This window comes from Burkholderia sp. AU15512 (assembly GCF_002223325.1).
In the GTDB taxonomy this organism is placed as follows: domain Bacteria; phylum Pseudomonadota; class Gammaproteobacteria; order Burkholderiales; family Burkholderiaceae; genus Burkholderia.
On record NZ_NKEX01000003.1, the window covers coordinates 629,649 to 649,831 of the forward strand.

At 67.5% G+C, this 20,183-nt stretch carries 20 protein-coding genes; 12 read left to right on the forward strand and 8 right to left on the reverse strand.

Annotation, left to right across the window (positions count from 1 at the left end; all coding sequences use genetic code 11):
• Positions 1-2: 2 nt before the first annotated feature.
• Both CFB43_RS05550 and rmuC read left to right on the forward strand, forming a co-directional pair.
• A complete protein-coding gene (locus CFB43_RS05550; RefSeq protein WP_089495257.1) occupies positions 3-992 on the forward strand; it encodes a 2-hydroxyacid dehydrogenase in 990 nt (329 codons plus the stop codon).
• Positions 989-2,467 carry a DNA recombination protein RmuC gene (gene rmuC, locus CFB43_RS05555; RefSeq protein WP_089430778.1) on the forward strand — a complete coding sequence of 493 codons (1,479 nt, stop codon included), beginning with the start codon at positions 989-991 and terminating at the stop codon, positions 2,465-2,467. Before CFB43_RS05550 ends, rmuC begins: the two co-directional genes overlap by 4 nt.
• 81 nt (positions 2,468-2,548) lie before the next feature.
• Here the strand turns inward: rmuC and CFB43_RS05560 are convergent, their stop codons facing one another.
• From CFB43_RS05560 to CFB43_RS05585, 6 genes are all read right to left on the reverse strand, one after another.
• Positions 2,549-3,034 (reverse strand): GNAT family N-acetyltransferase, encoded by a 486-nt coding sequence (locus CFB43_RS05560; RefSeq protein WP_089494359.1) that lies wholly within the window; start codon positions 3,032-3,034, stop codon positions 2,549-2,551.
• Positions 3,031-3,306: a hypothetical protein gene (locus tag CFB43_RS05565; RefSeq protein ID WP_006401288.1), complete on the reverse strand. Its 276-nt coding sequence runs from the start codon at positions 3,304-3,306 to the stop codon at positions 3,031-3,033. The genes CFB43_RS05560 and CFB43_RS05565 overlap by 4 nt, the downstream gene beginning before the upstream one ends.
• Before the next feature lie 39 nt (positions 3,307-3,345).
• Positions 3,346-4,644, reverse strand: a complete 1,299-nt coding sequence (moeA, locus tag CFB43_RS05570; RefSeq protein WP_089494360.1) for a molybdopterin molybdotransferase MoeA — start codon at positions 4,642-4,644, stop codon at positions 3,346-3,348.
• 105 nt (positions 4,645-4,749) lie between these two features.
• On the reverse strand, positions 4,750-5,367 hold the full coding sequence (gene mobA / locus CFB43_RS05575) for a molybdenum cofactor guanylyltransferase MobA (RefSeq protein ID WP_089494361.1): 618 nt from the start codon (positions 5,365-5,367) through the stop codon (positions 4,750-4,752).
• A 28-nt stretch (positions 5,368-5,395) separates the two neighbouring features.
• The gene (moaA, locus tag CFB43_RS05580; protein WP_089494362.1) at positions 5,396-6,508 is read right to left on the reverse strand and encodes a GTP 3',8-cyclase MoaA; all 1,113 of its coding nucleotides are present in this window, start codon (positions 6,506-6,508) and stop codon (positions 5,396-5,398) included.
• Between the two features lie 131 nt (positions 6,509-6,639).
• Positions 6,640-9,774 carry an Rne/Rng family ribonuclease gene (locus CFB43_RS05585; protein WP_089494363.1) on the reverse strand — a complete coding sequence of 1,045 codons (3,135 nt, stop codon included), beginning with the start codon at positions 9,772-9,774 and terminating at the stop codon, positions 6,640-6,642.
• 725 nt (positions 9,775-10,499) lie between these two features.
• Between CFB43_RS05585 and CFB43_RS05590 the strand changes: the two genes are divergently transcribed.
• The 4 genes from CFB43_RS05590 to CFB43_RS05605 are packed head-to-tail and all read left to right on the forward strand — an operon-like array spanning position 10,500 to position 13,572.
• Complete coding sequence (locus CFB43_RS05590) at positions 10,500-11,504, forward strand: RluA family pseudouridine synthase (protein WP_039348433.1); 1,005 nt, start codon at positions 10,500-10,502, stop codon at positions 11,502-11,504.
• A 5-nt stretch (positions 11,505-11,509) separates the two neighbouring features.
• On the forward strand, positions 11,510-12,169 hold the full coding sequence (locus CFB43_RS05595) for an HAD-IA family hydrolase (RefSeq protein WP_089494364.1): 660 nt from the start codon (positions 11,510-11,512) through the stop codon (positions 12,167-12,169).
• Positions 12,166-12,567 carry a Rieske (2Fe-2S) protein gene (locus CFB43_RS05600; RefSeq protein WP_089494365.1) on the forward strand — a complete coding sequence of 134 codons (402 nt, stop codon included), beginning with the start codon at positions 12,166-12,168 and terminating at the stop codon, positions 12,565-12,567. The genes CFB43_RS05595 and CFB43_RS05600 overlap by 4 nt, the downstream gene beginning before the upstream one ends.
• A 12-nt stretch (positions 12,568-12,579) precedes the next feature.
• Positions 12,580-13,572 carry a S49 family peptidase gene (locus CFB43_RS05605; RefSeq protein WP_089494366.1) on the forward strand — a complete coding sequence of 331 codons (993 nt, stop codon included), beginning with the start codon at positions 12,580-12,582 and terminating at the stop codon, positions 13,570-13,572.
• 63 nt (positions 13,573-13,635) lie between these two features.
• Here the strand turns inward: CFB43_RS05605 and CFB43_RS05610 are convergent, their stop codons facing one another.
• The gene (locus CFB43_RS05610; RefSeq protein ID WP_089494367.1) at positions 13,636-14,358 is read right to left on the reverse strand and encodes an SAM-dependent methyltransferase; all 723 of its coding nucleotides are present in this window, start codon (positions 14,356-14,358) and stop codon (positions 13,636-13,638) included.
• Positions 14,355-14,987, reverse strand: coding sequence for a Maf-like protein (locus CFB43_RS05615; RefSeq protein ID WP_089494368.1), 633 nt, complete (start codon positions 14,985-14,987; stop codon positions 14,355-14,357). The genes CFB43_RS05610 and CFB43_RS05615 overlap by 4 nt, the downstream gene beginning before the upstream one ends.
• Before the next feature lie 229 nt (positions 14,988-15,216).
• On the opposite strand from CFB43_RS05615, the gene CFB43_RS05620 reads away from it, so the two are divergent.
• The 6 genes from CFB43_RS05620 (at position 15,217) to fabG (ending at position 20,158) form a co-directional block, all read left to right on the forward strand.
• Positions 15,217-15,852, forward strand: coding sequence for a YceD family protein (locus CFB43_RS05620; protein ID WP_089494369.1), 636 nt, complete (start codon positions 15,217-15,219; stop codon positions 15,850-15,852).
• 98 nt (positions 15,853-15,950) lie between these two features.
• Positions 15,951-16,130: a 50S ribosomal protein L32 gene (gene rpmF / locus CFB43_RS05625; protein ID WP_006051932.1), complete on the forward strand. Its 180-nt coding sequence runs from the start codon at positions 15,951-15,953 to the stop codon at positions 16,128-16,130.
• Between the two features lie 129 nt (positions 16,131-16,259).
• Positions 16,260-17,366, forward strand: a complete 1,107-nt coding sequence (plsX, locus tag CFB43_RS05630) for a phosphate acyltransferase PlsX (RefSeq protein WP_089494370.1) — start codon at positions 16,260-16,262, stop codon at positions 17,364-17,366.
• A complete protein-coding gene (locus tag CFB43_RS05635; RefSeq protein WP_027788011.1) occupies positions 17,367-18,356 on the forward strand; it encodes a beta-ketoacyl-ACP synthase III in 990 nt (329 codons plus the stop codon).
• Positions 18,357-18,439: 83 nt separating this feature from the next.
• Positions 18,440-19,372, forward strand: a complete 933-nt coding sequence (fabD, locus tag CFB43_RS05640) for an ACP S-malonyltransferase (RefSeq protein WP_089494371.1) — start codon at positions 18,440-18,442, stop codon at positions 19,370-19,372.
• Positions 19,373-19,408: 36 nt separating this feature from the next.
• A complete protein-coding gene (gene fabG, locus CFB43_RS05645) occupies positions 19,409-20,158 on the forward strand; it encodes a 3-oxoacyl-ACP reductase FabG (RefSeq protein WP_006476504.1) in 750 nt (249 codons plus the stop codon).
• Positions 20,159-20,183: the final 25 nt, after the last annotated feature.

A 20,183-nucleotide genomic window follows, 5' to 3' on the forward strand; every position in this document is an offset into this window, starting at 1 on the left:
CGATGCAGAAGATCCTGGTCGCGCGTCCGATCTTTCCGGACGTGATCGAGCGGCTCAAGCAGTATTTCGACGTCGACTGGAACAACGGCGACGCACTCGCGCCCGACGCGCTCGCCGCGCGTCTGGCCGACAAGGACGGCGCGCTGACGGCCGGCGATCCGGTCGGTGCGGCGGAGCTCGCGGCAGCGCCGCGCCTGCGCGTCGTGGCGAACATGGCGGTCGGCTACAACAATTTCGACATGGCCGCGTTCAATGCGGCGAACGTGCTCGGCACCAACACCCCTGACGTGCTGAACGAGTCGACCGCCGATTTCGGCTGGGCGCTGATGATGGCCGCGGCCCGCCGGATCGCCGAATCCGAGCACTGGCTGCGGGCCGGCCACTGGCAGAAGTGGGCGTACGACGGTTTCCTCGGCAGCGACATCTACGGCTCGACGCTCGGCGTCATCGGGATGGGGCGCATCGGCCAGGCGCTCGCGCGCCGCGCGCGCGGTTTCGGGATGCAGGTGATCTATCACAACCGGTCGCGGGTCGCGCCCGAGATCGAGGCCGAGCTCAATGCCGAATACGTGTCGAAGGACGCGCTGCTCGCCCGCGCCGATCACGTCGTGCTCGTGCTGCCGTATACGAAGGAGAACCATCACACGATCGGCGCGGCCGAGCTCGCGAAGATGAAGCCCACCGCGACGCTGACCAACATCGCGCGCGGCGGGATCGTCGACGACGCGGCGCTGGCCGTCGCGTTGCGCGATGGGACGATTGCCGCGGCCGGCCTCGACGTGTACGAAGGCGAGCCGACGGTCCATCCGGCGCTGCTCGAGGTGCCGAACGTCGTGCTGACGCCGCATATCGCGAGCGCGACCGAAAAGACGCGCCGCGCGATGGCGAACCTCGCCGCCGACAACCTGATCGCCGCGCTGGGCGAAGGGCCGCGCGCTGGGCAGCCGCCGAATCCGATCAACCCTGACGTGATCGGGAAGTCGCGCGCATGACGATGACGTTGTTGCTTGCGGCGGTCGTCGTGCTGGCCGTCGCGCTTGCGGTGGCGATCGTCGCGCTCGTGCGTGGCGGTGGCCGCCACGACGATGCGGCGATACTCGGCGACCAGATCGAGGACGCCGCGCATGCGCAGGCGCGCGCAGTCGAGCGGCTCGAACGCGAATTGCGCGGCGAGATCGTCGAGAACGCGCGCGGCTCGCGCACCGAGCTGGCCGGCAGCTTCGCGCAGCTTCAGCAGACGCTCGCCGCGCAACTGACGAGCGTCGCGACCGTGCAGAACAACCAGATCGAAGGTTTTGCACAGCAGCTCGGCAAGCTCGTCGCCGGCAACGCGCAGCAGTTCGACGCGATGCGCGAAAGCGTGCAGCGCCAGGCGCAGCAGGCGCGCGAAGAGCAGACAGGCGCGCTCAGGCTGTTCGGCGACACGTTGAACCGGCAGCTCACGCAACTGACCGAAGCGAACGACCGCCGGATCGGCGAGGTGCGCGCGACGCTCGAACAGCGGCTGAAGGAAATCGAGACGAACAACGCGGCGAAGCTCGAGGAGATGCGCCGCACCGTCGACGAGAAACTGCACGCGACGCTCGAGCAGCGGCTCGGCGAATCGTTCAAGCTCGTGTCGGACCGGCTCGAGCAGGTGCATCGCGGGCTCGGCGAGATGCAGACGCTCGCGGCGGGCGTTGGCGACCTGAAGAAGGTGCTGACCAACGTGAAGACGCGCGGCACCTGGGGTGAAGTGCAGCTCGAGGCGCTGCTCGAACAGATGCTGACGCCCGAGCAATACGCGAAGAACGTCGCGACGGTGCCGAAGAGCAGCGAGCGCGTCGAGTTCGCGATCCGGCTGCCGGGGCGCGAGGCCGGCACCCGCGACGCGCCACCCGTATGGTTGCCGATCGACGCGAAATTCCCGCGCGAGGACTACGAGCGGCTGATTGACGCGCAGGAGCGTGCCGATGCGGTGGCGGTCGAGGAAGCGGCCCGCGCGCTCGAGGCGCGCGTGCGGCTGGAGGCGCGCACGATCGCCGAGAAGTACGTCGCGCCGCCGCACACGACTGATTTCGCGCTGCTGTTCCTGCCGACCGAAGGGCTCTATGCGGAGATCCTGCGCCGCCCGGGGCTGACCGACCTGTTGCAGCGCGACTATCGCGTGACGGTCGCCGGCCCGACGACGCTCACCGCACTGTTGAACAGCCTGCAGATGGGGTTCCGTACGCTCGCGATCGAACAGCGGTCGAGCGAGGTGTGGCAGGTGCTCGGGGCGGTGAAGACGGAGTTCGGCAAGTTCGGCGACGTGCTCGCGCGAACGAAGTCGCAGCTCGAAACGGTCACGCGCTCGATCGAGGCCGCCGAGCAGCGCACGCGCGTGATGAATCGCAAGCTGAAGCAGGTCGAGGCGCTGCCGGGCGATACGGCGGCAGGGCTGCTGGGTGCGGAAGGGGCCGACGGTGCCGATGCGGACGACGCATGACGCACATGGCCGAGATCGGCTGGAAAGTAAAAACGGGCGCCGCGGCGCCCGTTTTCGTTTGACGCGATGGCCGGCTCGCAGTCAATGCCCGGCGAGCGTATCCAGTGCGTCGCCCGTGACGCGAACGATGCGCCAGTCGGGCAGCACGGTTGCGCCCATCTTTTCGTAGAAATCGATCGCCGGCTGGTTCCAGTCGAGGACCGACCATTCGAAGCGTCCGCAACGGCGCTCGACGGCCAAGGCAGCGAGTTGACGCAGCATCGCGGTGCCGAGGCCCGTGCCGCGCTGCGACGGCTGCACGTACAGGTCCTCGAGATAGAGGCCGCGACGGCCGAGGAACGTCGAATAATTGTGGAAGAACAGCGCATACGCGACGATCGCGCCGTCGTGCTCGGCCACCCTTGCCTCGGCGGCAGGCTGCTCGCCGAACAGCGCGTCGGCGAGATTGGCCTCGGTCGCGACGAACAGGTGCGCAAGTTTCTCGAACTCGGCCAGCTCGCGCATCAGCGCGAGGATCGCGCCGACGTCGCGTGCCTGAGCCGCGCGGATCAGCGGTGTGCCGCTCACGCTTCTTCCGGCGGGTCGGACAGCACGATCTCGATGCCGCCGAAGCGCGATGCGACCCAGTTGTACGCGTGGCATGCGATCCACAGCAGCACGAAGCCGAGGATGGCGTTCAGCAGCAGCGCGCTCAGGATCGTGCTCAGTTCGACCATCCCGTAGCGGACGTAGGCGACGAGAATGCCGAGCAGCACGATCGGCACGCTGAACGTCAGGTAGACGAGGATCAGCGCTTTTGCGGTCTGCCCCGCTGCGATCGACGAAATTTGTTTCTTCATGTGCGGATTGCCCCCGTAGAGATATACCGATAGTGGAATTCAGATCAGGCCGTCGAGCGGCAGGATGTCGACCGGGGTGCCCGCGTCGACTGCCGCGGTATCGTGGCCCAGGACGATGAAACAGTTGGCGGCCGCGAGGCCGCTCAGCGACGCGGAACTCTGCGAGCCGGCCGGTGCGACGTGCCAGCGGCCGTCGGCGGCGCGCGTCGCGACGCCGCGCAGGTAGTCGGTGCGGCCCGGGCGCGTCTTCAGCGCTTGCGTGCTGAGTGCGGAATGCATCGCCGGCGGCTGGGCCTGCGCGCCGGCCAGCGTCAGCAGCGCGGGGCGCACGATCGCGTAGAACGTTACGGCAGACGCGACCGGGTTGCCGGGCAGCCCGAAGAACAGTGCGTAACCGGCGCCTTCGGCCGCGCGAGCGAGCGTGCCGCACGCGAGCGGCCGGCCGGGACGCAGCGCGACGCTGGCGAACGTCACGTCGCCGAGCCGTGCCATGACGTCACGCGTGAAGTCGGCTTCGCCGACCGATACGCCGCCCGACGTGATCACTGCGTCGGCCTGCGCGGCGACCGCGCCGCGCAACGCGGCTTCGAGTGCGGCCGGGTCGTCGCGGACGATCCCGAGATCGACAACGTCGACATGCAGCCTTTCGAGCATCGCGATCAGCATCCCGCGATTGCTGTCGTACAGGGTGCCGGGGCCGAGCGGCTCGCCGGGCTCGCGCAGTTCGTCGCCGGTGGAGAAGACGGCGACGCGCACGCGTCGGCGCACCGAAACCTCGGTGACACCGAATGACGCGAGCAGGCCGAGATCGGACGGCCGCAGGATGCGGCCTGCGGCAAGCGCGCACGCGCCGCGCGCGAGATCCTCGCCGGCCTTGCGGCAGTTCGCGCCGCGCGCGATGTCGTGCGCGGCGAAGTCGATCGTGTCGCCGTCGACGCGCACGCGTTCCTGCGGAATCACCGTGTCGCAGCCGGCCGGCATCGGCGCGCCCGTCATGATGCGCACGCATGATCCGGCCGCCACGGCGCCGTCGAACGGATGGCCGGCGAGCGCCGTGCCGGCGACCGCCAGCGTGACCTCCGCTTGCGGCGATGCGTGCGTGCCCGTACTGCCGTCGAACGCGTAGCCGTCCATCGCCGAGTTGTCGTACGCGGGAATGTCGAACGGGGCGTTCACGTCGGCCGCGAGCACGCGATCGAGTGCCTCGCGCAGCGCCACCGTGTCACACGCGTCGACCGGCACCGCGAAGCGGCACGCGAGCGCCTGCGCGTCGGCGAGCGACAGCGGGGCATCGGAATCGGGTGCGGTTCGGGGGGCGGGCGAGGATTGCGTGATCATCAGTCGGACTGCGCCGCAAGGCGTATCGGGTTCGTGGCCGGTGGCGCGAGGAGGGTGCCTGGGCGCGGGTTGCGCGTGCGGCGGGCGGGAACCGCGCGGGTGCCGTCAGCGGCGGGCCAGCGCGGCGAGTTCCTGCCAGGAGTTGGCATTGTAAAACGCACGCTCGTCATGAAACTCGACTTCGACCGTCTTGTGGCGTGCGTACCACGCACGCACCTTGCGGTCGCCGGCGGCGAGCCGGGCGGCGAGATCGTCGGCCAGCGACGTGCGCAGCAGCGCGAACGTCGGCTGCGGCGAGCGCACTTGTTGTGCATCGACGGTCACCGCCATGGCGATGTCGGCCTGCTGCGCGTCGAGCGCCGCCTGTAGCCGTGCGACGAGGTCGGCCGGCAGATAGGGTGTATCGCATGGCGAGCACGCGACGAGCGGCGCGCGTGCCGCCCGCATGCCGGCGAGCAGGCCCGCGAGCGGGCCGGGGAAGTCGGGTGTTTCGTCCGCGACGATGCGCGCATCGAATGGCGCACCGAGTTCGGCATAGCGATCGGCATGGCGATTCGCGCTGATCAGCGTCTCGTCGACCTGCGGCGAGAGCCGGCGCAGCACGTGCAGCGCGAGCGGCATGCCGTCGAGCAACTGCAGGCCCTTGTCAACGCCGTCCATGCGTGTGGCGCGCCCGCCTGCGAGCAGCAGGCCGGCAATCGAGGGAGAGGCGGAGGCGGGCATGGTAAGCGGGCGGGATGGGCGGCGTGCGTCAGCCGCCGATATACGACATCTCGACCCGCTTGCCGGCGCCGTCGGGCACGGCGTCGGCCGACGCGCTGCCGCGCAGCTGCGAATAACGGTCGGTGCGGGCCTGCCAGATGCGGGCGATCGCGGTCGCGATCTCGGCGTCGCTCGCGCCGCCGCGCACGAGGGCGCGCAGGTCGTGGCCGGTCGACGCGAACAGGCACAGGTACAGCTTGCCTTCGGTCGACAGCCGCGCGCGCGTGCAGTCGCCGCAGAAGGCCTGCGTGACGCTGGAGATCACGCCGATCTCGCCGCTGCCGTCCGCATAGCCCCAGCGCTGCGCGGTCTCTGCCGCCGTGTGCGGATCGAGCGGCACGAGCGGGAAGTGTTCGGCGATCCGAGCGATGACGTCGGCCGATGGCAGCACCTCGGTCATGTTCCAGCCGTTCGACGTGCCGACGTCCATGTATTCGATGAAGCGCAGGATCACGCCGGTACCGCGGAAACGCTCGGCCATCGGCAGGATCTCGCTGTCGTTGGTGCCGCGCTTCACGACCATGTTGACCTTGACCGGCGCGAGACCCGCGGCCTGGGCCGCGAAGATGCCGTCGAGCACGTCGGCGCTCGCGAACTCGGCATCGTTCATGCGCTTGAACAACGTATCGTCGAGCGCGTCGAGGCTGACCGTCACGCGCGTGAGCCCGGCGTCCTTCAGCGCGCGCGCCTTGCGTGCGAGCAGCGAACCGTTGGTCGTGAGCGTCAGGTCGAGCGGGCGGCCGTCGTGCGTGGTCAGGCGGGCGAGGCGCTCGATCAGGAATTCGAGATTCTTGCGCAGCAGCGGCTCGCCACCCGTGATGCGGATCTTCTCGACGCCATGTGCGACAAAGAGTCGCGCCACGCGTTCGATTTCCTCGTGCGTTAGCAGCGCGCTGTGCGGCAGGAACGGGTAGTCCTTGTCGAAGACGGCGCGCGGCATGCAGTACACGCAGCGGAAGTTGCAGCGATCCGTCACCGAAATGCGCAGGTCGCGCAGCGGCCTGGCGAACGTGTCGGTCAGCGTGCCGTCCGGGGCGTGCGCGACGCCGGAGACGTCCGGCATCCCGCTGACGTCGGCGAGAGGAATGATGCGTCGGGACATGTTGAAAGAAGTGCGAACCAGACCTCTATTTTAGCCGCAAGCGGCGGGTCGGTCCGGTGGGCGGAAACCCGCAGCGCGGACATGAAAAAGCCCGCCGGAGGCGGGCTTTTTCTGGTCGGACGATGCGTCGATCAGTGATGCGTCGTTTCGACCTGCTGCATCGGGGCCGTATCGACCGGCGGCAGCGCCTTGCGTTCGCGCGGCACGCGAGCCGGACGCGGGAGGCGCGACGCGGCTTCCTGCGCAGCGGCGAACTTGCCGGCGTCCGTGTTCACCCAGACGAGACCAGCCTGCTCCAGCACGGTATCCAGGCTCGCCGAAGCGGGCGCGGCTGCCGGTTGGGCGGGGGCCGGAGTCGGTGCCGGTGCGGCGACGGCCTCGACCGGCGCGGCTTCGACATGGGCCGGCTCCGCAGCCACCGGCGCGGCTTCGGTCGTCACGGCCGGTGCGGCTTGCTCGACGGGGGCCGGCTGCGGCGCCTCGACGGCGACAGGTGCTGCCGGCACTTCGAACGCGTCGGTCGGCGAAACCGCGACCGGAGCCGGACCGGCTTCCGTATCGACGGCCGCGGCGACCGGTGCCGGTTCCGCTGCCTGGGCGACCACTGCTGCTTCGACCGGCGCTGCTTCGACGTGTACCGGTGCCGGCTGCGGCTCGACAGCGGCCGGTGCTGCCGGTTCGGCATGGTGCTCGACCACGGCTTCGGCGACGACGGCGCTTGCCGCGGCGGCTGCCACGACGACTGCCGGTGCGGCCGTTTGGGCCGGTTCGGCAGCAGCCGGTGCTTCCGGCGTCACGGCTTGCACCGTCACTTCACCCTCTGCGCCTTGCTCGGCGTGGTCGACGACTGCGCCGTCTTCCTCGCGCTCGCGACGACCGCCACGGCGGCCGCGACGGCGACGGCGACGTTCCTCGCCATCACGCGCGCCGGCTTCCGCGTCGGCTGCCAGTTCGGCGCCGGGCAGGGCTTCTGCGACGGCCTTGTCGGCTTCCGGGTCCGGATGGGTTTCGCCGCGGGTGACGGTTTCCAGCGTGGCCGCATGCTGAGTCGGCTTGCGGCGCTCGCGACGTTCCTGGCGCTCGCCACGACCCGCAGCTTCAACGCCGTCCGGCTGCTCGACACGCTCGCGCGGTTCACGCGGTTCGCGGTTCTCGCGCGGTTCGCGCGGCTCACGGCTTTCACGCGGCTCGCGGCCTTCGCGCGGGCTACGGCCCTCGCGACCTTCGCGGTTCTCGCGACCTTCACGCGGTTCACGACCCTCGCGCGGTTCGCGGCCTTCACGCGGCTCACGAGCCTCACGCGGTTCGCGCACTTCCTTGCCTTCGCGCTCGTGGCGTTGCGGCTGGCCACGGCCTGCCGCGACCTGGTCGCGGCCGCCTTGCGCCTGCTGGGCGCCGCCGCGACGGTTGCGGTTGCGATCGCCGCCGCGTTCGCCGCGTTGCTCGGACTTCTCGGCGCGTTCGCCGCGAGCCGGACGGGCTGTCTGCTCCTTCGCCGGGGCCGGAGCAACCGGTGCGGCTGCGGGCGCCGGCGATACGCCGAACAGGCCCTTCAGCCAGCCGATGAAGCCGCCGGTTGCCGGCGCGACAGGCGCGGGCGCTGCAACGGGTTCGACCGGGCGCTGCGGTGCCGGGCTCGGTGCCGGACGCTCGGGCGTGATGCCCTTGACCGCGGCTTCCTGCTTCGGCTTCACTTCCGCCGCGCGCTTGCTGTAGCCGGTTTCTGACTCGAGTTCGCGGGCGGCTTCCTCGGCCATCTTCCAGGACGCGCGCGGGTCGTCGAGACGGGCGTCGTCGTGGCGCAGGCGCTCGAGCTTATAGTGCGGCGTATCGAGGTGCTTGTTCGGGATCAGCACGATGCCGACCTTGAAGCGCGACTCGATCTTGTTGATTTCCTGACGCTTTTCGTTGAGCAGGAAGGCGGTCACCTCGACCGGCACCTGGCAGTGGATCGCCGCGGTGTTTTCCTTCATCGCTTCTTCCTGAATGATCCGCAGGACCTGCAGCGCGGACGATTCGGTATCGCGAATGTGGCCGGTGCCGTTACAACGCGGGCAGGTCACGTGGCTGCCTTCCGACAGGGCCGGACGCAGGCGCTGGCGCGACAGTTCCATCAGGCCGAAACGGGAGATCTTGCCCATCTGGACGCGTGCGCGGTCATGCTTGAGCGCGTCTTTCAGGCGCTGCTCGACTTCGCGCTGGCTCTTCGCCGATTCCATGTCGATGAAATCGATCACGATCAGGCCGCCGAGGTCGCGCAGGCGGAGCTGACGGGCGACTTCGTCGGCCGCTTCGAGGTTCGTGCGGGTCGCCGTTTCCTCGATGTCCGCGCCCTTGGTCGCACGCGCCGAGTTCACGTCGATCGCGACGAGCGCTTCGGTGTGGTCGATCACGATCGCGCCACCCGACGGCAGCGGCACCGTGCGCGAGTACGCGGTTTCGATCTGGTGTTCGATCTGGAAGCGGGAGAACAGCGGCACGTCGTCGTGGTAGCGCTTCACCTTCGCGACGTTGTCCGGCATCACGATGTCCATGAATGCGCGGGCCTGATCGTGGATTTCGTTCGTATCGATCAGGATTTCGCCGATGTCGGGCTGGAAATAGTCCCGGATCGCGCGGATCACGAGGCTCGATTCCAGATAGATCAGCATCGGCTGGCCGGGGTTGCCGCTTTGCGACGCCGCTTCGATCGCGCGCCACAGTTGCAGCAGGTAGTTCAGGTCCCACTGCAGTTCCTCGGCGCTGCGGCCGATGCCCGCGGTACGGGCGATCATGCTCATGCCGTCCGGGATCTGCAGTTGCGCCATCGTCTCGCGCAGTTCCTGACGCTCGTCGCCTTCGATCCGGCGCGACACGCCGCCGCCGCGCGGATTGTTCGGCATCAGCACCAGGTAGCGGCCGGCGAGCGAGATGAACGTGGTGAGGGCGGCGCCCTTGTTGCCGCGCTCTTCCTTCTCGACCTGGACGATCAGTTCCTGGCCTTCGCGCAGGGCATCCTGGATGCGCGCGGAGCGCATGTCGATGCCTTCCTTGAAGTACTGGCGGGCGACTTCCTTGAACGGCAGGAAGCCGTGGCGGTCCTCGCCGTAGTTGACGAAGCACGCTTCGAGCGACGGCTCGATACGGGTGATGACACCTTTGTAGATATTGCCTTTGCGCTGTTCGCGCCCGGCTGTCTCGATGTCGATGTCGATGAGCTTTTGCCCATCGACGATGGCGACGCGCAGCTCCTCCTGCTGCGTCGCATTGAACAGCATGCGTTTCATGAACGACTCCAGGCGGCTCTGCTGGCGGCGCCTCGCGGTTGTCAGTCGCGAGGGCGGGAACGACGGCAGGCCGCACCTTGTTGTGTTGTCACGAGCACGCTGGAGCGGGAACGATGGCGGGGAGAATTGCCTGAAGAGGCGCTTGGGCCCGAAAGACGGGGCCGGCGGCCATAGGGCACCTGCGAACACGGCTTCAAAGCACGGCGTCCACACACCGCACGCTGTCAAAGCGCGCTAAGCCTGAGGCCGGGCACTGCCGCGGGGCGCGTCGCCATGCGACGCGCGTGCCAACGGGCGGCAGATGCTGCGGCTCGGGCCGCAGCGGGGAGTATCGAATCCAGCCCGACTTTCCCGCCTGGGGTGTACTTCCCTGGTTTGACGTCGCCAGGCCCCGCACGCTTCGCGGAGCCAAATCGGGCGCAACGCCGTAATTTTCGCAACCGGCAGCCTGCGCGGACGCACTTCGCGCCGTCGGGCTGCCGATCAAATTCTTTTCAACCAACTTTCCGTTACCGCGGCGCCTTGCCGACCGAATCCGCCTGTGGGCGCGATCCTTGCCGACGGGCGGCGCCGTGCGTGCAACTTGCTGCATCTCTTTGATTAGGGGCGAGCAGCAGACCCCCGGCGCAAGTAAAATAACGGTTTGCGCTTGCGCCTTGCCCGGTTGGTCCGGGCCGGCCGGTGAGGCCGCCCGCAACGTCAGGCTGGGCAAAATTATATTCAGTATGAACGAGTTAGGCAAAATATCCCAGAATTCGGTCGCAAGCGGCCAGGTATCGATGATCGAGATCGACGAAAACTCGGCCGGTCAGCGTATCGACAACTTCCTGTTGCGCGTCTGTAAAGGCGTGCCGAAAAGCCATATTTACCGGATCCTGCGCAGCGGCGAAGTGCGCGTGAACAAGGGCCGGGTCGATGCGCAGTACCGGCTCGCGTTCGGCGACATCGTCCGCGTGCCGCCCGTGCGCGTGGCCGCCGCCGACCTCGCGCGTGCCGAAGCCACCATCGTGCCGCCCGCGCACTTCGACGTGCTGTTCGAGGACGACGCGATGCTCGTCATCAACAAGCCGGCCGGGGTGGCGGTCCACGGCGGCAGCGGCGTCGCGTTCGGCGTGATCGAGCAGATGCGCCAGGCGCGCCCGCGCGCGAAATTCCTCGAACTCGTGCATCGGCTCGACCGCGAGACGTCCGGGATCCTGATGCTCGCGAAGAAGCGCACGGCGCTGGTGGGCCTGCACGAACAGATTCGCGAGAACAAGATGGACAAGCGCTACTTCGCGTGCGTCCACGGTGAATGGCAGTCCGACTGGGGGCGTCGCCGCGCGGTGAAGGCGCCACTGTTCAAGTATTCGACCCCGGAAGGGGAGCGCCGCGTGCGAGTGCAGGACGACGGGCTCCCGTCGCATACGGTGTTCAACCTCGTCGACCTGTGGCCCGAGTACGCGCTTCTCGAAGCGGAACTCAAAACGGGTCGGACCCATCAGATCCGTGTGCACCTCGCGCATCTCGGCCTGCCGATCGCCGGCGACGCCAAGTATGGCGATTTCGCACTGAACAAGGCGCTGGCGCGCGCGAATGCGCAGCCGTCGTTGAAACGGATGTTCCTGCATGCGTACCGGCTGCGGCTCGCCCATCCGCTGACCGGCGAGGCGCTGCAGTTCGATGCGCCGCTGCCGGACGAATGCCGGCGCTTCCTCGATCAACTCAGCGCACTGCGCGATACCGCCTGAACCGCATGGCTCGACAGCAATTTGACCTGATCGTCTTCGACTGGGACGGCACGCTGATGGATTCGACTGCGCACATCGCGCACAGCATCCAGGCCGCATGCCGCGATCTCGGCCTGCCCACGCCGTCCGACGAGGCGTCACGCTACGTGATCGGCCTCGGCTTGCGCGATGCGCTGCAGATTACGGCTCCGACCCTCGATCCGTCCGACTATTCTCGGCTCGCCGAGCGCTACCGCTATCACTATCTGCTCGACGACCAGCGCATCGAGTTGTTCGCCGGCGTGCGCGAACTGCTCGCCGAACTGCGCGACACGGGCTATCTGCTCGCCGTTGCAACCGGCAAGGGTCGGGTCGGGTTGAACCGCGTGCTCGACCAGTCGAAGCTGACGAGCCTGTTCGATGCGACGCGCTGCGCCGACGAAACCTTCTCGAAACCGCATCCGGCGATGCTGCACGAACTGTCGCGGGAATTGGGGCAGGACCTGTCGCGCACCGTGATGATCGGCGACACGACCCACGACCTGCAGATGGCCGCGAGTGCCGGGGCCGCTGGCGTCGGCGTCGCGTACGGCGCGCACACGGCCGACGCACTGGCCGCGCTCGCGCCACGCTTCGTCGCGCCGGACGTCGGCGCGCTGGCCACGTGGCTGCGGGAATACGCATGAGCGCGGCGCCGGACGCCGTGCGCGTGTGCGCATCGGATGCGCTGGCCGACGGCGGCGCCGGCGTGCGCGTCGACGCGACGCTGCGCGGCGAGCAGGCCGTCGTGTTCTTCGTGCGCTACGAGGGCCAGGCATACGGTTACCTGAATCGCTGCGCGCATGTGCCGATGGAGCTCGACTGGGCCGAAGGGCAGTTCTTCGAATCGTCGGGCCTCTATCTGATGTGCGCGACGCATGGCGCGATCTACGAACCGAACACCGGCAAGTGCGTCGGCGGCCCGTGCCGCGGTGGCCGCCTGCGGCCGGTCGAGGTCGACGAGCGCGACACGTCCGACGGGCGTGCGGTATTCTGGGTGCCCGACGCCGACCTGCGTCCCGCCATTCCCGCCACGACCGACTAACGACAACCCTGCATGGCCGACCAACCGAATTCCCCGGATTCTTCCTCCCGTCCCGATAGCCGTGAACCGAACTGGGAGCGTGCCGCGCTCGAGCGGATTGCGCTCGCGGCCGTCAAGGAGCAGCGCGCGGCGCGGCGCTGGAAGATCTTCTTCCGCTTCGCGTTCCTCGCCGTATTCGTGCTGTTCGCGTTCGCGCTGATCGATTTCTCGAGCGATTCGAAGTTCTCGTCGAGCGGGCGGCATACGGCGCTCGTGACGATCGACGGCGAGATCGCGGCCGGCGTCAATGCAAACGCCGACGACATCAACACGGCGCTCGACGCCGCGTTCGACGACGACGGCACGGCCGGTGTCGTGCTGCGGATCAACAGCCCGGGCGGCAGCCCGGTGCAGGCCGGGATGGTCTACGACGAGATCCGCCGGCTGCGCGCGAAGCATCCGGACAAGCCGTTGTATGTCGTCGTGACCGACATGTGCGCATCGGGCGGCTATTACATCGCGTCCGCGGCCGACAAGATTTTCGTCGACAAGGCGAGCATCGTCGGGTCGATCGGCGTGCTGATGGACGGGTTCGGCTTTACCGGGCTGATGGGCAAGCTCGGCGTCGAGCGGCGCCTGCATACGTCGGGTGAAAACAAGGGCTTCTACGACCCGTTCTCGCCGGAAACGCCGAAGATGGACGCGCATGCGCAGGCATTGCTCGACCAGGTGCACGCGCAGTTCATCAAGGCCGTGAAGGATGGCCGCGGCAAGCGGCTGCACGAGACGCCCGACATGTTCTCGGGCCTGTTCTGGACCGGCGAGAAGAGCGTCGAGCTCGGGCTGGCGGATGGTTACGGCACGACCGACACGGTCGCGCGTGACGTACTGAAGGCGCCGGATCTCGTCGACTATACGGTGAAGGAAAGCCTGACGAACCGCGTCGCGCGCAAGTTCGGCGCGGCCGTCGGCGGCGCCGCGATGAAGGCACTGACCGCCGGCGGCGCGTCGGTCAGCCTGCGCTGACCGGAGGCGGGCGGGTCGCGATGGCCTGCCGTTCATCTGGCTCTGGCGGATCGCCTGCCGCGTTCAGTTCGCCAGCAGCAGGAAGATCGCAGGGCGCTTGTGCAGATTCGGCGCAGGCGCCTTTTTCCAGTCCGTGACGGTGCGGCTCGCGATCGTCTCGGTCGGGAGGGTCAGGTCGGCCGCGACGCAGATCTGCGTCGACGGTGCGCAGGTCGCGACGAGCGTGTCGAGCATCGCCTGATTCCGGTACGGCGTTTCGATGAAGATCTGCGTCTGCCGCGCCTTGCGTGACAGTTGTTCGAGTTCGCGCAGGCGTTTGGCGCGCGCGGCCGCGTCGACCGGCAGGTAGCCGTTGAACGCGAAGCTCTGGCCGTTCAGGCCCGATGCCATCAGCGCAAGCAGGATCGAACTCGGCCCGACGAGCGGCACCACCTTCACGCCGCGCTCGTGCGCGCGGCGCACCAGCAACGCACCGGGATCGGCGACGGCCGGGCAGCCGGCTTCGGACACGAGGCCGGCGTCCGCACCGGCCAGCACGGGCGCAAGCAGCCGGTCGATGGCGCCGGCCGGCGTGTTGACGTTCAGTTCGCTGATCTCGATTTCCTGGATCGGGCGCGTCGTGCCGATCTTCTTCAGAAATGCACGCGTCGTCTTCGCGTTCTCGCCGATGTAATAGCCGAGCGTGCCGGCGCGCGCCTGCACGGCCGCGGGCAGGGCGGCCGCGAGCATCGATTCGTCGCCTTCGCCGAGCGTGTTCGGGACGAGGTAAAGCGTGCCGGCGGTCATGCGCGGTCTCCACGGGTGGTTGCAAACAACGGATAGTCGGCGGCGCGCAGCATGCGCGTGAGCGCGATCAGCGGCAGGCCGACGAGCGCGGTCGGGTCATTCGAGTCGATCGCGTCGAGCAGCGCGATGCCGAGTCCCTCGGACTTCGCGCTGCCGGCGACGTCGTACGGCGTTTCGGCGCGCAGGTACGCGTCGAGTTCGGCCTCGGGCAGCGAGCGGAAGCGCACGTGCGTGACGACGTCCTCGACCTGCGCTTCGCCCGTCCGGCTGTCGTACAGGCAGAGCGCGCTGTGGAACTCGACTGCGCGGCCCTGCATCGACACGAGTTGCGCGAGCGCGCGCTCATGGGTGCCGGGCTTGCCGATCTGGAGCCCGTCGAAGGTCGCGACCTGATCCGACCCGATCACGAGCACGCCGTCGGGCGCGTCGATCGTCGCGGCGACGGCGCGCGCTTTCGCGCCGGCGAGCCGGAGGGCGGTCGCGGCCGGCGTTTCGCCGTCGTGCGGGGTTTCGTCGAGGTCGGGCGACACGACGTCGAAGGGGATGCCGAGGCGCTCGAGGAGCGCGCGGCGGTAGCGTGAACTGGAGGCAAGAATCAGCCGCGGCGGGCGGCAAACGGTATCCGGCATGGTCGGTTGGATCGGTGAGTCGTCAGGTGTTGTGCGGCGTTGCGCGGACGCAAGCTTAAGTGATTGACCGCAAAAGGTAAAACAGGTATGCTTTCCCGCTTTTCGTCGGCAGGCTTCCGTGTGGTGGCGCCTGCCGGGTCTTCGGAAGTAAAGTACGTCATCCGCGGATGAGCCGTACGCGAGCGGTACCAAGCCGGATTCGCAAGTCAGCCTGTAGGCAGGAGCGCATATGAACACTTCTTCTGGCAAACCGGCTGCGGCGCTTGATCCGCATGCAATCGACCTGTTCGAGTTCGCCCGCAGCGGGCGGCAGGCAGCGGGTGCGGTGCGCCTCTCGCAACTGCCGCGCATGTTAAACGAAGTGCCCGCGGACGCGCCAGATCGCGACACGGTCTTCACATGGCAGGCGGAAGGGTTCACCCAGAAGGAATTGCAGGACGACGGCGCCGACGGGCAGCAGCCGTATCTGCGCCTTGCGGTGCACGGCGATGCGTGGCTCACGTGCCAGCGCTGCATGACCCCGTACGACCAGACGTTCGACGTCGACATGACGTACCGGGTCGTCGCGACCGAAGAAGAAGCTGAAGAATTTCCGCTCGACGACGATGAAGCCGATGTGATCGTGGGCTCACGCCAGTTCGATCTCGTCGACTTGATCGAAGAGGAGTTGCTGCTTTCGTTGCCGCTCGTGCCCAAGCACGAGGTTTGCCCGGCAGTTCACGAAAGCCTCGTGTCGGGTGCGAGCGGTCCCGCGGAAGAGGCGGACGAAGAGTCCGACGAAGCCGGGGACGAAGGCAAACGGCCGAATCCGTTCGCAGCGCTGGAAGCGCTGAAGAAGGACGGTGACGGCACCAAGAAACACTAAGCAGTTGTGGCGCGGGAAGGCGTAAAGGCTTTGGGCCAGGGTAGTTAAGCGCCGGATCGGGCTGTGTTAGAATCCGGAAAATTATTTAGGAGTTAGTCATGGCAGTCCAGCAAAACAAGAAGTCGCCGTCGAAGCGCGGCATGCATCGTTCGCACGATTTCCTGACGGCAGCGCCGCTGGCAGTCGAGCCGAGCACGGGTGAAGTGCATCTGCGTCACCACGTCAGCCCGAACGGCTACTACCGCGGCAAGAAAGTCGTCAAGACGAAGAACGACTAAGCGTCAAGTCACGCGTTGCGCGCTACGCTTGCCGTTCGCGTGACAACTGGTTCGCTTGACACTTTCCTGGCTCAACAAAAAGGCGGCATTCAACTGCCGCTTTTTTGTGCCTGAAATTCGTCGCATTCCATGACCGTAAAGCTCACAATCGATTGCATGGGAGGCGACCACGGCCCGTCCGTGACCGTTCCCGCAGCAGTCAAGTTCGTCCGCGCGCATCCCGATGCGCACCTGATGCTCGTCGGCATCGAAAGCGCGATCCGCGCTCAGTTGAAAAAGCTGAAAGCCCTCGACGATCCCGCGCTGACCATCGTTCCCGCCACCGAAGTCGTGGCGATGGACGACCCTGTCGAAGTGGCGCTGCGCAAGAAGAAGGATTCTTCGATGCGCGTCGCACTCAACCACGTCAAGGAAGGCGCGGCACAGGCCTGCATCTCCGCCGGCAATACCGGCGCGCTGATGGCCGTTTCCCGTTACGTCCTCAAGACGCTGCCCGGCATCGAGCGGCCCGCGATCGCGTTCGCGCTGCCGAACCCGACCGGCTACACGATGATGCTGGACCTCGGCGCGAACGTCGACTGCGAGCCGCAGCACCTGCTGCAGTTCGCGGAAATGGGGCACGCACTCGTGGCGGCGCTCGAAGGCAAGGAGCGTCCGACGATCGGCCTGCTGAACATCGGCGAAGAGATGATCAAGGGCAACGAGACGATCAAGCGCGCAGGCGAACTGCTGCGTGCCAGCACGCTCAATTTCCGCGGCAACGTCGAAGGCAACGACATCTACAAGGGCACGGTCGACGTGATCGTGTGCGACGGCTTCGTCGGCAACGTCGCGCTGAAGACGTCCGAGGGGCTCGCGCAGATGCTGTCGGACATCATCCGCGAGGAGTTCGGCCGTTCGCTGATGTCGAAGCTGATGGCGCTGCTCGCGCTGCCGGTCCTGATGCGTTTCAAGAAGCGCGTCGACCACCGCCAGTACAACGGCGCGGCGCTGCTGGGGCTGAAAAGCCTCGTGATCAAGAGCCACGGTTCGGCCGATGCCTACGCGTTTGAGTGGGCGATCAAACGCGGGTATGATGCCGTCAAAAACGGCGTGCTGGAGCGCCTCGCGCGCGCGATGGCGGATAATTCAGTGTCGCTCGGCGAAGGCGAACACGACGCGGGCGGTGCGGGCCATGCAAGCCCCGCCGCAGGCCATCACGCCGACCCTTCCGCTGCGCAATCCTCTAAAGCATAAATGGCCCAATCGACTCTCTATTCCCGCGTGCTCGGCACGGGCAGCTACCTGCCGCCTGACCGCGTCACGAACCAGCAGTTGACCGATCGCCTTGCGAAGGAAGGCATCGAGACGAGCGATGAATGGATCGTTGCGCGCACGGGTATCCATGCGCGCCATTTCGCCGCACCCGACGTCACGACCAGCGATCTCGCGCTCGAGGCGTCGCGTCGCGCGATCGAAGCCGCCGGCATCGATCCGCAGTCGATCGACCTGATCATCGTCGCGACTTCGACCCCCGATTTCGTGTTCCCGAGCACCGCGTGCCTGCTGCAGAACAAGCTCGGCATCAAGAACGGCGGCGCGGCATTCGACGTGCAGGCCGTGTGTTCGGGCTTCGCGTACGCGATGGCGACGGCCGACAGCTTCATCCGCAGCGGCCAGCACCGCACGGCGCTCGTCGTCGGCGCGGAGACGTTTTCGCGCATTCTCGACTTCAAGGACCGCACGACCTGCGTGCTGTTCGGTGACGGCGCGGGCGCGGTGATCCTGTCCGCATCGGAAGAGCCGGGCGTGCTCGGCAGCGCGCTGCACGCGGACGGCAGCTATTCGCACATCCTCTGCACGCCAGGCAACGTCAATCGCGGCGTGATCGAAGGCAGCGCGTTCCTGTACATGGACGGTCAGGCCGTGTTCAAGCTCGCGGTCAACGTGCTCGAGAAGGTCGCGATCGAGGCGCTCGCGAAGGCGAATCTCGCGCCCGAGCAGATCGACTGGCTGATTCCGCACCAGGCCAACATCCGCATCATGACCAGTACCTGCCGCAAGCTCGGCCTGCCGCAGGAGCGCATGGTCGTGACGGTCGACCAGCACGGCAACACGTCGGCCGCGTCGATCCCGCTGGCGCTCGATACCGCAGTGCGCGACGGTCGTATCCAGCGCGGCCAGCACGTGCTGATCGAAGGCGTCGGCGGCGGCTTCACCTGGGGCGCGTCGGTCTTCCGCTACTGATCCGCGGCGCGCGACTGCTGCGCGCGGATCCCATCGGCGCGCCATTCGTGCGCGCCGTCCGAATCGATTCAATTGGGGACGATATGAAATTTGCATTCGTATTTCCGGGGCAGGGCTCGCAGGCGGTCGGCATGCTCAACGCATTCGCCGATCTGGCCGTCGTGCGCGAGACGCTCCAGGAAGCGTCCGATGCACTCAATCAGGATCTCGGCAAGCTGATCGCCGAAGGCCCGGCCGAAGAGCTGAGCCTCACCACCAACACGCAGCCCGTGATGCTGACCGCAGCCTATGCGTGCTATCGCGCGTGGCAGCAGGCAGGCGGCCCGGCGCCGGCGATCGTCGCCGGCCACAGCCTCGGCGAATACACGGCGCTCGTCGCTGCCGGCGCGCTCGCGTTCAAGGACGCGGTGCCGCTCGTGCGCTTCCGTGCGCAGGCGATGCAGACGGCCGTGCCGGTCGGCCAGGGCGGCATGGCCGCGATCCTGGGTCTCGATGACGACACGGTGCGCGCGGTCTGCGCCGAAGCAGCGGAAGCGGGCGTCGTCGAAGCGGTGAACTTCAATGCGCCCGCGCAGGTCGTTATCGCAGGCAACAAGGCCGCGGTCGAAAAGGCCTGCGAGATCGCGAAGGCGAAGGGCGCGAAGCGCGCACTGCCGCTGCCGGTGTCGGCGCCGTTCCATTCGTCGCTGCTCAAGCCGGCATCGGATCAACTGCGCGACTATCTTGCGAACGTCGACGTCAAGGCGCCGCAGATTCCCGTCGTCAACAACATCGACGTCGCCGTGGTCAGCGATCCGGCTGCGATCAAGGATGCGCTGGTGCGCCAGGCCGCGGGCCCGGTGCGCTGGGTCGAGTGCGTACAGCACATCGCCGGCACGGGCGTCACGCACGTGATCGAATGCGGCCCGGGCAAGGTGCTCGCCGGCCTGACGAAACGCATCGACGGCAACCTGACGGGCGCGTCGGTATTCGATCCGGCTTCGCTCGACGAAGCACTCAAGCTGGTGACCGCCTGACGCGGCGCCTTTTCTCAAGAGACGGATATTCGATTCATGGACAAGACTCTCGATAAACAGGTTGCGATCGTCACCGGCGCATCGCGCGGCATCGGCCGTTCGATCGCGCTCGAACTCGCGCGCCTGGGTGCGACGGTGATCGGCACGGCGACGAGCGAATCGGGCGCCGCTGCGATTACCGCGGCGTTCGCGGAAGCGGGCGTCACGGGCCGCGGCGCGGTGCTGAACGTCAACGACGCGGCAGCCGCCGAGGCGCTGATCGACGCGACCGTGAAGGAATTCGGCGCGCTGAACGTGCTCGTCAACAACGCGGGCATCACGCAGGACCAGCTCGCGATGCGGATGAAGGACGAGGACTGGGACGCGGTGATCGACACCAACCTGAAGTCGGTGTTCCGCCTGTCGCGCGCGGTGCTGCGCCCGATGATGAAGGCGCGTGGCGGCCGCATCATCAACATCACGTCGGTGGTCGGCTCGGCCGGCAACCCGGGTCAGGTCAACTACGCGGCTGCGAAGGCCGGCGTGGCGGGCATGACGCGTGCGCTTGCGCGTGAAATCGGCAGCCGCGGCATCACCGTGAACTGCGTGGCGCCGGGCTTCATCGACACCGACATGACGAAGACGCTGCCGGAAGAACAGCAGGCCGCGCTCAAGACCCAGATTCCGCTCGGCCGCCTCGGCAGCCCGGAAGACATCGCCCATGCCGTCGCGTTCCTCGCATCGCCGCAAGCCGGTTACATCACCGGTACGACGCTGCACGTGAACGGCGGCATGTACATGTCGTAACGATTTTCGTTTACCATCCGCGCCG